We start from the raw sequence: 13,326 nt of genomic DNA on the forward strand, positions 1-13,326 counted from the left end.
CGATGCACTCGCCGGCGCAGTGCCCGAAGAGCCATCTGGGTCGATCTTGCTCGCGCATGGTGCGGTCTCGCGGGTGCGGCGGCGGTCTCGATCTCCGATCCGCAGTTGCATGCCTTCAGCTGCCAACCTTCCGGCGCACGCGTGTCGGCCTAGCCGCCTACTCCGCCGCGAGCTAGGTTCAAAATCACGAGTCCGCGTGATTCTGTCCGGGCTAGCAGGCGCGCGCCTCGCTCGGCTGCCAGCGTGCGATCATGTCGCACGCGATATCGATTGGGGGATAGGTCCACCATGGAACCAACACTGCCGACCTCGACACGGGTCAATACTCATGCACCACAACCTGTTTCGCCGGAGCAGCTAGAGCGGCTGCGGAAGAATGCTCCAGGGTCGCTGCCGGACGATCTACTCCAGTGGTCGGCCGCGGTCGGTGCCGTCGCGCCGGCAGCGACAATCTTCGGCAAAGCGTTCCTGGAATCGCTTGCCGAGCGGGCGGCCGACGGAGTGGCAGGACTTCCGGGCAAGCTGCGCCAGCGCTGGTTCCGGCATGGACGCCAAGGCTCCGGCAACAACGAACTTTCCGCTGTGCTCGACATCGAGAACGGAAGTGCTGCGGCCATTCTGGTAACCGCTGACCTCCCAGACGAAGCGCGATTGGCCCTGCTCGACCTCGACCCAACCGAACCCGCGTGGCAGGGAAAGATCTTGGGCTGGGATTTCGACCGCCAGCGGTGGGCCCCGGTAGAGCCGCCAACGACACAGGTGACGCCGCCGAGCCCTGCGTAACCGCATCAGGTCGACGTAAACGTTGTCGGCATTGAACGCGGCTGCCGAACACGGTATGAGACATGTCTGGCACGACATCGGATCATCCGCGCGTGCGCGCAGAGAACTCGAGCAGATCTTCGATCTGTCGACGCGTGAGCGGATCATCCCTGCAAAACGCGGGAGGCACTTCCGAATCACGCGACGGTTCATCGTTGGCAACGGGCCATCGTTGGCGAGCGCGAGGAGCACGGTCCGGTGCCGATCTTCGCGATCCTCAGTCAGCGACTGAGCAAACGGATCCCGGTGGCTTTCGTTGTCGCCCTTGGGAATCTACTGTTCGCCATCGGCACAGTCCTGGTCATCACCAGCGCCGCTACCCATGTGCAGTACGCGACTCAGGTCCTGCCCGGTTGGATGCTCTCCGGAATCGGAATCGGAATCGGAATCGGAATCGGCCTTGCCGTGCCAAGAATGATCGCCTCCGACGCCCTCGACCTGGCGCCGGACCAGTCCGCCACCGGAAGCGCCGTGGTGAACACCGCCCGCCAGCTCGGCTACGTGCTCGGTGTCGCCATTCTGATCGCCATTCTCGGGTCGCTCAACGTCGCATCCGATCAGATACTGACGTCCTTCCAGCACGGCTGGTGGTTCATCGCCATAGCCCCCGCCAGCGCCGTAACGGCGTTCGGTATCACATCTCGCGTTCGCGCTGTCCAGCCGAGATTGCATTCGAATGTCGGCGCGTTCGTGGTCCTCTGCCGACCTAGGTGGACTACCCTCCCTCCGGTCAGGCGTTTCCTTTCCGAGTGAAACGAGTTGCCCATGGCTGGCAGGGTCCGACGAATTGTCGCGGTGTCGGCTGGGTTGACGGCCCTGGTATTGGTGAGCCTCTCAGCTAGGGCGCCGACATCCGCGGTCGCCGACGATTTCTCCACCCCGCCGACACCGGGCGACATAATCAACAGTGAGCCGCTACGGATGGCGCTGTCGGTGCCGCTCGACCCTGGATCATTTCCAGCCAACGCTCACCGAATCGTCTATCACACGACCGCCGCCAAGGGTGAGCCGACAACCGCGACCGCAACGGTGCTCAGCCCGATTCCGCCGTGGCGCGGCTCCGGCGAGCGGCCACTGGTGAGCTTCGCGGTCGGCACCCATGGGATCGCGCCGCATTGCCGCACTTCGGAATTGGTTCAACACATGCTGACCTATGATCCGCCGTTGGATATTGCGACCGAATACGAGGTGACGTTCATCGGTGCGATGCTGATGCAGGGGATCGCCGTGGTAGTCACCGATTACATTTCCAACACCTATCTCATCACTGAAGCCGAAGGAAATGCCGTGATCGACGCGGCGCGGGCCGCGCAGCGGCTGCCCGACGCCGGTATTCCAGCACACGGGCCAATCGTGTTCTGGGGTTACTCACAGGGCGGGCACGCGGTGGGTGCCGCCGCTGAGCAGGCCGGATCTTATGCACCTGAACTCGATCTCAAAGGCTCTTACGTCGGCGCACCAGTGGTATCGCATCTGAATTTGTTCAGGTACGCCGAGGGCGGGATGTCGCTGGGCGCCGGTGGGTTCTTCCTGAAGTCGCTGATCAGCTCCTACCCAGAGGTGGAATCCGCAGTCGACGAGATGCTCAGCGATAAGGGTCGGCAGTTCCTCGAGACGGCCGCCGCCCAATGCGTGGCCGGGGCGATGCTGAGTTACGGCCTCCAGCCGTCCAATTCGCTGACAAAGGACGGCCGCTCGATGGCGCAGGTCCTCGAAGCCGACCCGCGGACAGCTCAGGTGCTCGAGAAGATGACGCTCGGCCGCACCGGACCCACCGCACCGATAATGCTGGTGACCGGAAGCAATGACGACCTGGTACCCCCTGCTGATCCCCGGCAACTCGCCCGCACCTGGTGCGGCACAGGTGCCACGGTCGACCTGGTTGATCTGCCGCTCCCAATGGTGTTGCCCGGCTCGATCATCGGACACACTGTCAACTCGCCGATCGTCGGGCTCGCTGATGGGCAGCGTTGGCTCAACGACCGATTCAACGGTGTCGCCGCGCCCTCCACGTGCCCCTGAGTGGCTGTGCACACGACCACACAAATAGGCGGAATTTCATCTGATTCAGTATTCGGCACTTGTCGATACAAGTCGAATGCCCAGTCTGGTTTGACCCCGGCGCATCAGCGAATGCTCTTTTCCCACAACATATTCGATCACGTTCATGTCGGTCGAATAGAGGACTAGATTACCCCTCGCGCCGAGACCTGCGGAGCCTACTCTGAAAGGTCTTCAATCGGCGGTTTCCGACCGAATACCCGAGGGGGAAAGTCCATGACGCCGTGCTCGCACAGCCAACGCCAGCGGTGACGGCCATGCTTCCACCCGACACGGTCACGCTCGTCGGCCGCGACGACGATTTGCGGCGGATCCTGGCGGCCGCGAAACCAGGACGGGTGTTGTCGATTCACAACGAGCACAGCGGGTCCGGGAAGACCGCGCTGGCGACCCGCGCTGCTCACCAGCTGAAACCTGAGTACCCGGACGGGCAGTACTTCGTGATGCTGCACGCGAACACCCACGGACAGCCGCGCGCCACGCCCCCGGACGTGTTGGCCGATCTCCTGGTCGGTCTCGGCGTCGACCCTCGATGCCTGCCCGACACCGTCGACGAGTCCAGGAACCTGTGGCGACATCGGCTGGCGGACAAGCGGGTACTGCTGGTGCTGGACGATGCCCAGGACCTCGCCACGATCGAACCACTGCTGCCGAACAGCGAGCTGTGCTTGACCTTGGTGACCAGCCGCCGACACCTGTTCGCACGGGGTGAGGCCGTCCCTCTCGCGCTACACAGGCTGAAGGAGGGCTCCGCCATCAAACTGCTCACCGACCTGTCCCACCAGCATCCCGCCACTCGCCAGGACGACCGTGCGGTCACCAAGATCGTGCGGTCCTGCGGGTATCTGCCTTTGACTATCAAGGTTTCGGCGGGGCGGCTCGCGCGTCACCCCGGCCGGAGCCTCACCGGTCAGGCCGACGACTTGGCCGCGACAGCCAAACGGCTGGCCGGGCTCGACATCAAGGACCCCTCCGCATTCGCGGTGTTCACGCTGTCGTATGACGACCTCACACCCCAGCGGCAGCGACTGTTTCGCCGTCTGAGCCTCAATCCTGGCCCGGACTTCGACGCATACGCGGCCGCGATGCTCAGCGAGGTGGACCACGCCACGGCCGAGTGCGAACTGAGCGCCTTATGCACCGACCATCTGCTCGAGGAAACCGCTCGCGGCAGGTACCGGCTACACGACGGGCTGCTCGAGTACGCCTGCTACCTCACCAGCCGTGAACCCGCCTCGGACCGCACCCGCGTCGTCGAGCGACTGCTGAACTACTACCAGGACAGTGCCGCAAACGCGGACCGGCTGCTGGCACGCTACGTCCGGCCCTCCGCGTCCTCGCAATCCACCGCTTCCGCGGACATCCCAATCCAAACGTTCGGCATTCCCAAGGAGGCACTCGCATGGATGCGCACCGAACGTGACAACCTGCTGGCCTGCCTGGAACACAACGCCACCCGCGATACCGCTCGAATGGTCACGCTGACAGCCGTTTTGGCGATGCTCCTGTACCAGGACGGCCCCTCGCCGCTGGCGGTTCAGTTACATGAGCGTGCGATCACCACCGCGCGCAACCATGGCGACATGCTCGAAGAAGCCAACGCCCTTGTCAACCTCGGTGCTGTACGCACGCTAACCGGCGACTACGCCCACGCCACCGAAGTGATCGAGCGAGCCCTAGGCATCTACCGCGCGAAGCACGACCGGCATGGCGAGGCCAACGCACTCGATCACATCGGCATCGTGCGCCGGCTGGCCCGGGAATACGGCCCGGCCGGCGAAGCCTTCGAGCAAGCGCGGGATCTCTTCGATGATCTAGGCGACCAATTGGGCAAGGCCAACGCTCTCAACGACCTCGGCGTTGTGCACTGGCTGACCTGGGATTACCGGCAGGCCGCGACAATGCAGGAGCAGGCACTCGAGCTTTATATCGACGTAGAAAGTCCTCGCGGCAAAGCCAACGCACTGACCGACCTCGGCATCGTGCGCTGGATAGCCGGGGATTACCAGCAAGTCGGCGACCTACTGGAACAGGCACTTCGGCTTTATGAGGAACTCGCGGTTGTCCGGTGGGAGGCCAATACCGTCACCGACCTCCGGGTCGTCCGCCGATTGAACGGCGACTACGACAAAGTCGAGGAGCTGCTGTGGAAAGCTCTGGCGCTCAACGAAAGCATCGATGACCGCCTCGGAATAGCCAGCGCACTCAACAATCTCGGCATCGTGCATTGGTTGACCGGTGACGACGTCAACGCCGGCGACCTGCACAACAGAGCGCTGACGCTCTACCGTGAATTGGGCTACCGCCATGGAGAGGCTGACGCCCTCAACACCCTTGGCATCGTGCGTCGCCTGACAGACGACCTCGAGGAGGCGGAGACCCTGCATCGGCAGGCCCTCACTCTCTACGAAGAACTCGGCGACCGCTCCGGGAAGTCCGACGCGCTCAACAACTGCGGCACCGTACGATGCCTGACCGGGGAATACCAGGAAGCCGAGGCGCTGCATCGGCAGGCCCTCGACCTCTATCAAGGACTCGGCGAATTGCTCGGCGAAGCCGAGGCGCGCAACGGGATCGGGAAGGTCCTGCTGGCAACCGGTAAACCACGCCGAGCACTGGACGAATTCACGAAGGCTCACGACATCACCGACAGGATCGGGAGTCGCCTCGAACATGCTCGGTCCGTGGAACTCCTGGCACGGTGTAACGCCGAGCAGAACGATATCGTCGCCGCCATCGCGGGCCTTCTCCAAGCCATCGATACCTACCGGTGTTTAGGCGTTCGCGAATCCGACACCGCTACGGCATATCTCGCCGAGCTCATGACTGATCGCGGCAGAGCGCTGCTGTCCGATTTCGAAAGCACAGGGAAGATTCTCGATCTCAACGAGGCGATCGAGTTCTTCCGATACGCACTGTTCGCTGCGCGCGACAGCCACCCCGAGCTGACCACCGCGCTGTCGAATCTCGGTGGCGCACTGTCCGTCAAGTCCGAGTACACCGGGTCACTCGCCGAACTGGACGATGCCATCCTCCTGTTCCGACAGGCCGCCCACATCGCGCGCACGAACCCCAACGATCAAGCCGCCTGTCTGACCAATCTGGCTGCGAACCTTCACGTTCGGTTCGCACGCACCGGGTCGGCAGCGGATCGCGACGAAGCGAATCAGCTGAGGCAACACATGGCCGATGCGAATGACATGATTCTCCGCGAGGACGACCGACCATCAGACACCTCTCATACTCGGACTCCCACTGTTTCGCCGGACTCGGTACTGGCACATGTCGAATATCTGGCGGACGAGTCGGCTCTGGTAGGGCGTCCGTTCAGAGTCTCGGTGTGGATAGAAGCCGCCGAACCGCTCGTTCCGAATCCGGAGCTTGTCCTGCTCCGCGTCGTATTGGATGCTCCCCCGAGCATCGTCGCCCCAGTCACTCGAAGGACGCGGATGGGGCCGGACCGGCGGACGGAGCCCGTCGACTTCGAGGTCATGCCGACGCTGTCCGGCTCTTTGCCAATGATTTTCCGCTTCTACCGGGACCCCGACAATCATCCTGTGCTCGAAATAAGATCGGGCCTGCTGGTCGGCACTAGGGAGACGGCGAGATGACCCAGGCACTACCTGCCGCGGTCACCGGAGTCTTCGGTCCCCTCGCTCCACGAGACTACGATCGGCCCAGGACGATTCATCTGCGGTTCGTCGAGCGGACCGGAGATCGTCGCTATCTCGTCGAAGCGTGGGGTTCGGCATTCCCCGAGGACGGCGGCGGCACCTACCAGGGCTGGCTAGGCCGCGATGCGCTGGGGGTGATCTCGCTACGTGAGTTTCTGCGTTGGGAGTGGGAAAAACACATCCTCCAGTACGAACCCGGTAGTGAAGGTACTCGGTTCCCGTTCTCCGATCTGTGCAATCTGTCGCACAAGCCACACCTGTTGGAGCGCAAAGCGTTTGAGCTCGTCCACATCGGTGCGACCACCTTCCGAAGCCTGTTCGACGGCAACGATGAGGGCCTGCGACAGATCCGCACACTCCTGGAGAACGCGTTGCGCAGTGGAACGCAGGTCATCACCTTCGAGTCCGAAAAACTCTGCATGCCATGGGGAATGCTCTACACCTCGCCCTACGCGGATCACCCTATTCCGTCCGAAAGTCGCTGGTCCTACGAGGGATTCTTGGGCTACCAGCACATCATCGAGCACACCTTCGGACGCATGACCGACTTCGATCCACGAATCCTCATCCCTGACACCGGGCTCGCCGTCGGCATAAACGTGGATCACCGGATCGATGACGAGTTCCCCGATACCCCGTACATCGGTCCTACCATCGCGTTCTTCCGCGACAAATCCAAAGTCGTTGTGCGAACCACGAAGCGCGAGGTGGAGGAGGCGTTCCGGAACAAGGACTTCACAGACAACATCACGTACTTCGGCTGTCACGCTCGAGTGACGGGCCAGAACGGTCTATTCATGTTGTCCTACGTCGAACTCGACGAGGACGAACGCATCCACGGCCAAGAGATCAGCGATTGGCTGAAGGAACCCGGCTTGGCGACCCGCCCACTCATTTACATCGGCGCCTGCCAAGGTGGCCTGGTCGATTCAACCTTCTACTCTTCATTCGGCGGCGCCATGCTCGATAAGAACGGCGGGCGATGTCTCGTCGGCCCACAACTGAACCTGCCGCCAGTGTTCGCGGCCGAGTACTCGCGCCAGTTGTTCACCGAATTCCTCCGGCCGGAAACCAAATTGGGCGATCTCATGCAGAACCTTGCCCAAAAATTCATCGATGTGCACAAGAATCCGCTGGGTCTCATGTTCGCCCTCTACCGAGGGATCGACGTCCATCTCTGGCCGGAGGGGAACGACCAATGACAGCGCTGACGACTCTCGATCTGGGCGAAGACGGGAACCTGCTGCGGCCCGACGACGGCTCACCCGTCCGCGCCGCGGCTGTCCCCAACTTCTTGACCAACCGGCTCGCCATCCCTCGAACCGCCACGGACATCGTCGTATTCGCGCACGGCTGGCGGAACACTCGCACCACTGCCGAGCAACGAGCCAGGCAGTTCTTCACACTTGTGGAGGACCGCTATCGCAGCGAGCGCGACTCCTACCCCCGATTGAAAGCCTGGCACGGCTACTACGTGATCGTCCGATGGCCGTCCATGAGCAATCCCCGGCCCAGCGGATATCGGCGCATCCGTGATCGCGCGCACGCGATGACCACCGAGGGTCGCGCCGCCCAGGCCCTCGGCCAGCTCCTCGGATACCTGAATACCGAACGCCAACTTCCAGGCCCATCCGCGCTGCGCAATGCCAGCGGCCAGTATCTGCATTGCGTTGGGCACTCCTTCGGCGGCCGATTCCTCGTCGAAGCGGTCCAGGCCGCGGCCGACAAGGACCCGCCGGCCCTAGCCTGGAACCGCGCCAACTCTCGCTACCCTTACACCGTCGATACCCTGCTGATCTTCCAGATGGCCGCTCGCCCAGACATTTTCACCGGCCCCTTCGCCCGCATACTGAACGACGACGCGCCTATCAACGGGCCCATCGTCCTGACTCACTCGCGCGCGGATCGAGCCACCGGCCTGTGGCATCGCCTGGCCGAGGGCACACCCGGAATCGGACACGTTGGCGCACGATCACCCGCCAACCACATTGCCAACGCCACCCTGCACAGCATCGACGAGCGCTACCGCCACGCGGAACTCGATCAACGCATCGTCAATGTCGACGCGGGATGGCTTTTCCGCCAGGGCCGTTGGCGGAACCCCGCCGGGGCGCACTCCGACATCTGGTATCCCGAATCAGCGCACCTCCTGCTCTCGCTCGCCGAACTCGCCCGGTGACGAGGCGGGCGTGCTCAGTCGGGAGTCAGAGGTCCATCGTTCACGCCAGCTGCGCCAGGCACACCGGCTGCCCCGCCAGCACAATCAGAGATGCCTTCCGCCAGCGCGGCACTCCTATGCGACCGCCAGGAGGACGGCACCGCGGCCCGTGATGTCGCTCCGGCGTGTCGACATGCCGGAGCATCAACAAGTTTCGCAGGCAAGCCATCGGCCAGCAGTCGGGGACGGCTGCTGGCCTGCGTACTCGGCGGCGGACCCACCGCGCTGCACGGCGACCAGGCACAACTTTGGAAGGGATTGTGCCACGCGCTTCGAGTGCTCGGGTCACGGGCAGCTACCGGTTGCGGCATCACGGGCACCGTCGATGACGGCATGGTGTTGTGGTTCGCTGAGCACCGGCCAGTCCGGGGTATCGGTGAAGTTGGCGATCGCGGCGTCTGCTGCCTGGTCGACGCCGCTTTGGCCCGAGGTCTTGCGCACAGATTCGAAGCGGGGCAGCAGATCCTCGCAGGTTTTGTGGCGCAGTTGTGCGGGTGTGCTGCCAGAGGGCACCGATACCGGGCGAGAGTTGTCCGGCGGCAGCAGGACCTCTGGGGTGGTAGGGCGGGAGGCCGAGGTTGTCAGCGACGTCGACGCCGATGGTGGTGCGGTGTCTTGGCCACCGACGAAGTCGCACGCCGGAGTCGGCAGTACGGCGGCGCAGACGATGGCGAGCACGGTACGGCGCATGCGCTTTCCTCACAAAGTCGAGAGTCGGCTACCTCATAGTCGAGGAGGTACCCACACGCTCGCCCCTGAAGCGAACTCTGCGTATTTGAGTGGTGGTCGCGAGATTCGGAGAACTTCATCGGACATGGATGTCGAACCTACAGCCATCGGGTCCTCGTCGACCTCCTCGGTGGTGTGCACGGCAGCCTGCTCGTCGTGCTCAACCGTCACACCGGCCATGCCAACCCCCGCCGGCACCCCATTGAATACAGCACGGTCATCGCGCAGCACATAGCGAGGAGCGCACGGAGTTGGCCGCCGTCGTCCAGCCGCCGAATGGTCGGCCGACCACGAAATAGTGGTGCCACTCGACGTGCGTTCTCGCTGGTAAACCCAGCCGGGTCGACGATGTTTCAGCACCCTTTTCGGGGGCAGGGCCAAAACTACAACGGGTCAATGAGATGGCCGATGTCCAACGAGCTCCGAGGAGTGATTCCATGACCGGCGGATCCCCTACCCCGAAAACCCGAGTCGTAGTAGTAACAGGGGCCAGTGCGGGCGTGGGACGTGCCTGCGCCCGGGCCTTCGCCGCGCGCGGTGACCGGGTCGCCCTGTGCGCCCGCGGCGAGCAGGGGCTGGCCCATGCCTGCCGGGAAATCACCGAACGCGGCGGCACCGCCGTCGCCGTGCCCGTCGACATGTCCCAACCCGAGGCGGTCGAACAAGCCACGGACCGCATCGAGCAAGAGCTGGGACCGATCGACGTGTGGGTCAACAACGCGTTCGTCGGCGTCTTCGGGCCGTTCGACCAGATCGGCCCGAAAGAGTTCGAACAGGTTACCGCCGTGACCTATCTCGGCTGCGTCAACGGCACCCGAGCCGCCCTGTCTCGCATGCGCGAGCGCCGGCGCGGCACCATCGTCCAGGTCGGTTCGGCCCTGGCCTACCGCGGTATTCCGCTGCAGTCCGCCTACTGCGGGGCCAAGCATGCCATCCAGGGATTCACCGAGGCGCTGCGCTGCGAGCTGCTGCACGAGCGCAGCTCCATCCACATCACGATGGTGCAGATGCCCGCGTTGAACACCCCCCAGTTCCAATGGGCGCTCAGCCGCATGCCCGACCAGGCACAGCCGGTACCGCCGATCTATCAGCCCGAGGTCGCGGCCGAGGCGGTGCTGTACGCGGCCGATCATCCCGGTCGACGCGAATACTGGGTCGGCGCGAGCACGGTCGCGACCTTGCTTGCCAACAAAATCGCTCCTGGCCTGCTGGACCGCTATCTTGCGCGCACAGGATTCGGTTCCCAGCAGACCCCGCGACCGGAGAATCCGCACCGACCGGCGAACCTGTGGGAGCCGCTCGATGACGCCGACGGTCATGACTTCGGCGCGCACGGCCGGTTCGATGCCAAAGCGGTGAAGTTCAGTCCGCAACTGTGGCTGTCGAGGCATCGGGGCGGCGCGCTCGCCGCGGCCACGGCGGCGGCCGTAGGCGCTTGGGCGTTGCGGAACCGGATCACCTCGTCCGCCCGATGAGAATCGAACGTTCCGCGTCTACCGGGGCCGAATCGTGTCGGAGATGGTTCAGCACAACGACTCTCGCACGCTAGAACCAACGCAGCTCGAACTCCTCAGCGCAGCGCGCACACGCTTATCCTGGCACCGCTTTCGTCCCCCTGCCCGGGATCGTCGGTGCCGGTATGGACGATGACCGCGCTGCCCCCATCGGCGCTCAGGTCAGCGACGGTGAACGCGCTCGTCGTGGTCGTCAGCAAGCAGCGGTAGTCGGCGCGGACCTCGATCGAGCTCGCTCCCGCAGCTTTAAGCACCTTCTGACGACCCGGTTATCGCAGCAGGACGTTCCGTAGGGCTGATACCCGCGATCGCGGTATATGACTGTTCGATCGCCCGCGACCACGCTCTGTGAAAATCGTCAAATTTGCGTCATCCGGTTTTATTGCAGTGTGCAAGGGTAGGCACCAGGGTGTACGGCTGGCCAGCCCCAGCCACCCCGCCGCGCACCAGGTTCCGCCGTCTGCGGCGGACCGAATAACTACACCACCGCCCTGCCACAGCTGCAGTCGGCCCCTGTGCGCCGACTGCGCAATGAGAGGTCTCGGTCATGCCGACATCCAGATCGACGCCGGCGGCGACCCGTCGCTGCCGGACGTTGCCCGCTAACTGAGCACCAATGCATGCACGGTATGAGCGGCGTTCAACCGAACGCGCTCGCACCCACGAGAGCACTAGTGACGAGGTTTGTTGTTGATGGAAACAAGAACCGATGCCGATTCCTCCGAGGACCAGCCGATCACGTCCGCCGAACCGAGGTACTCCCCGCTCACCGATGTTCCCCAGCCGGTCGGCGCATTTCGCTTCTGGTTCGCCGACGAGCGCTGGGAGTGGTCAGACGAGGTAGCCCGCATGCACGGCTACGTGCCCGAGTCGGTGCGCCCGACAACGAAACTTCTTTTGTCGCATAAACATCCCGCCGATCGAGCCATGGTCGCCGATACCCTGGCTCGCTCGGTGGAGAACGGCGCACCGTTCTCGAGTCGACACCGCATCATCGACACACAGGGTCGTGAGCACCACGTCATCGTGGTCGGCGATCGGATGGTCGACGACACCGGACGCGTCGTCGGTACCAGGGGCTACTACATCGATGTCACCGACGCCCTGGCCGTACATCGACGCGAAATCCTCGATGCCACAGTGCCGGACGTCTTCGCCTCCCGTGCGGTGATCGAACAAGCCAAAGGCGTGCTGATGCGGATGTACCGCGTCGATGCAGAGCAGGCGTTCCGCATTCTGCGGTGGCGGTCCCAGGAAACGAACGTCAAGCTCCGGCTGCTCGCCCAGCAGATCATCGACGAACTGGACACGGTCCCAGCAACTCCCCCGCACACCCAGAGTCGGTTCGATCACCTCCTGCTCACCGCGCACCTGCACGTACCGCCGCAGCGGGACACAGCCGGCCGACCGACCGGCCCGGCATGAAAGGCACGCTGATGACGCACGAGGCGACAACGAGCCCTACCCCATCAGGTCGCGCCTACCGTGGCACCGGCGCCGACAGCTACGACCATATCGAAGTCTGGTTCGAAAAGCTGGCCGCGACGTCAGAGGACCGCTGCGAGCGCGCGCGGCTCCGCGAACACATTCTGCGGCTGTGCCTGCCGCTGGCCGAACACATCGCACGCCGCTTCACCGGCCGCGGCCAGGACTACGACGACCTGCTCCAAGCGGCACGCGTCGGACTGGTGCTCGCGGTGGACCGGTTCGACGTCGACCGCGGACCGTCGTTCCTATCGTTCGCTATCCCCACCGTGACCGGCGAAGTCCGCCGCTTCTTTCGTGACCACACCTGGGCTACCCACGTGCCGCGCCCGATCAAGGAGCTTCAAGGCCGTATCGGGCCGGCCACCGAGCAATTGGCCCAGCGTCTGCACCGCATGCCCACCGCCCGCGAACTGGCGCACGAACTGGACGTCGAACTCACCGAGCTCACCCACGCGCTCGTCGCAGCCAACGCGTACCACACCAATCCGCTGGATAAGTGCATCGAGGACGAAAAAGACGACGGTGAACTGGAATGGACCGCGCCTCTCGGCACCGACGAACCCGGCTACGACTTCACCGAACAGGTGATCAGCGTCGCGCCATTACTGCAAGCCTTACCCGAACGCGAACGCTCCGTCCTCATCCTGCGCTTCGGACACAATCTCACCCAGGCACAAATTGCCCGAATAGTCGGCCTGTCCCAGATGCAGGTTTCTCGCATCCTCGCCAAGACTCTCCAGGACCTGCGCAACCAGGTGCTCGGTGAGCAGTACACCAGCGTTTGACCGAACTCTCGGTACGGCGACAGGTTTGCATGATC

General features: G+C 63.8%; 11 protein-coding genes. 9 read left to right on the forward strand and 2 right to left on the reverse strand.

The window, feature by feature from the left end; all coding sequences use genetic code 11:
• Positions 1-288 precede the first annotated feature (288 nt).
• The 6 genes from ACIA8C_RS18355 to ACIA8C_RS18380 all read left to right on the forward strand — a co-directional run bounded on the left by ACIA8C_RS18355 (position 289) and on the right by ACIA8C_RS18380 (position 8,736).
• Positions 289-783: a hypothetical protein gene (locus tag ACIA8C_RS18355; protein ID WP_397136030.1), complete on the forward strand. Its 495-nt coding sequence runs from the start codon at positions 289-291 to the stop codon at positions 781-783.
• Positions 784-1,020: 237 nt separating this feature from the next.
• Positions 1,021-1,575 (forward strand): hypothetical protein, encoded by a 555-nt coding sequence (locus ACIA8C_RS18360; protein ID WP_397136032.1) that lies wholly within the window; start codon positions 1,021-1,023, stop codon positions 1,573-1,575.
• Between the two features lie 12 nt (positions 1,576-1,587).
• Positions 1,588-2,844 (forward strand): lipase family protein, encoded by a 1,257-nt coding sequence (locus ACIA8C_RS18365; RefSeq protein WP_397136034.1) that lies wholly within the window; start codon positions 1,588-1,590, stop codon positions 2,842-2,844.
• A 296-nt stretch (positions 2,845-3,140) separates the two neighbouring features.
• On the forward strand, positions 3,141-6,494 hold the full coding sequence (locus ACIA8C_RS18370) for a tetratricopeptide repeat protein (RefSeq protein WP_397136036.1): 3,354 nt from the start codon (positions 3,141-3,143) through the stop codon (positions 6,492-6,494).
• Positions 6,491-7,759 carry a hypothetical protein gene (locus ACIA8C_RS18375; protein WP_397136038.1) on the forward strand — a complete coding sequence of 423 codons (1,269 nt, stop codon included), beginning with the start codon at positions 6,491-6,493 and terminating at the stop codon, positions 7,757-7,759. The genes ACIA8C_RS18370 and ACIA8C_RS18375 overlap by 4 nt, the downstream gene beginning before the upstream one ends.
• On the forward strand, positions 7,756-8,736 hold the full coding sequence (locus ACIA8C_RS18380) for a hypothetical protein (RefSeq protein ID WP_397136039.1): 981 nt from the start codon (positions 7,756-7,758) through the stop codon (positions 8,734-8,736). Before ACIA8C_RS18375 ends, ACIA8C_RS18380 begins: the two co-directional genes overlap by 4 nt.
• A 324-nt stretch (positions 8,737-9,060) precedes the next feature.
• On the opposite strand, the gene ACIA8C_RS18385 is transcribed toward ACIA8C_RS18380, so the two are convergent.
• Positions 9,061-9,465 carry a hypothetical protein gene (locus tag ACIA8C_RS18385; protein ID WP_397136041.1) on the reverse strand — a complete coding sequence of 135 codons (405 nt, stop codon included), beginning with the start codon at positions 9,463-9,465 and terminating at the stop codon, positions 9,061-9,063.
• Positions 9,466-9,941: 476 nt separating this feature from the next.
• Between ACIA8C_RS18385 and ACIA8C_RS18390 the strand changes: the two genes are divergently transcribed.
• Positions 9,942-10,979 (forward strand): SDR family oxidoreductase, encoded by a 1,038-nt coding sequence (locus ACIA8C_RS18390; RefSeq protein ID WP_397136043.1) that lies wholly within the window; start codon positions 9,942-9,944, stop codon positions 10,977-10,979.
• 95 nt (positions 10,980-11,074) lie between these two features.
• Here ACIA8C_RS18390 and ACIA8C_RS18395 read toward each other — a convergent pair whose 3' ends face one another.
• The gene (locus ACIA8C_RS18395) at positions 11,075-11,272 is read right to left on the reverse strand and encodes a hypothetical protein (RefSeq protein WP_397136045.1); all 198 of its coding nucleotides are present in this window, start codon (positions 11,270-11,272) and stop codon (positions 11,075-11,077) included.
• Positions 11,273-11,705: 433 nt separating this feature from the next.
• Between ACIA8C_RS18395 and ACIA8C_RS18400 the strand changes: the two genes are divergently transcribed.
• Together ACIA8C_RS18400 and ACIA8C_RS18405 are read left to right on the forward strand one after the other, a co-directional pair.
• Complete coding sequence (locus tag ACIA8C_RS18400; RefSeq protein ID WP_397136047.1) at positions 11,706-12,443, forward strand: PAS and ANTAR domain-containing protein; 738 nt, start codon at positions 11,706-11,708, stop codon at positions 12,441-12,443.
• Complete coding sequence (locus ACIA8C_RS18405) at positions 12,440-13,291, forward strand: SigB/SigF/SigG family RNA polymerase sigma factor (RefSeq protein WP_397136050.1); 852 nt, start codon at positions 12,440-12,442, stop codon at positions 13,289-13,291. The genes ACIA8C_RS18400 and ACIA8C_RS18405 overlap by 4 nt, the downstream gene beginning before the upstream one ends.
• Positions 13,292-13,326 lie beyond the last annotated feature (35 nt).

Source organism: Nocardia sp. NPDC051321, from assembly GCF_044455225.1.
Classification (GTDB): domain Bacteria; phylum Actinomycetota; class Actinomycetes; order Mycobacteriales; family Mycobacteriaceae; genus Nocardia.

Coding starts and splice junctions, on each gene's coding strand:
- ACIA8C_RS18355 (WP_397136030.1), top strand. CDS start 289: ATGGAACCAACACTGCCGACCTCGACACGGGTCAATACTCATGCACCA.
- ACIA8C_RS18365 (WP_397136034.1), top strand. CDS start 1,588: ATGGCTGGCAGGGTCCGACGAATTGTCGCGGTGTCGGCTGGGTTGACG.
- ACIA8C_RS18370 (WP_397136036.1), top strand. CDS start 3,141: ATGCTTCCACCCGACACGGTCACGCTCGTCGGCCGCGACGACGATTTG.
- ACIA8C_RS18375 (WP_397136038.1), top strand. CDS start 6,491: ATGACCCAGGCACTACCTGCCGCGGTCACCGGAGTCTTCGGTCCCCTC.
- ACIA8C_RS18380 (WP_397136039.1), top strand. CDS start 7,756: ATGACAGCGCTGACGACTCTCGATCTGGGCGAAGACGGGAACCTGCTG.
- ACIA8C_RS18385 (WP_397136041.1), bottom strand. CDS start 9,465: ATGCGCCGTACCGTGCTCGCCATCGTCTGCGCCGCCGTACTGCCGACT.
- ACIA8C_RS18390 (WP_397136043.1), top strand. CDS start 9,942: ATGACCGGCGGATCCCCTACCCCGAAAACCCGAGTCGTAGTAGTAACA.
- ACIA8C_RS18405 (WP_397136050.1), top strand. CDS start 12,440: ATGAAAGGCACGCTGATGACGCACGAGGCGACAACGAGCCCTACCCCA.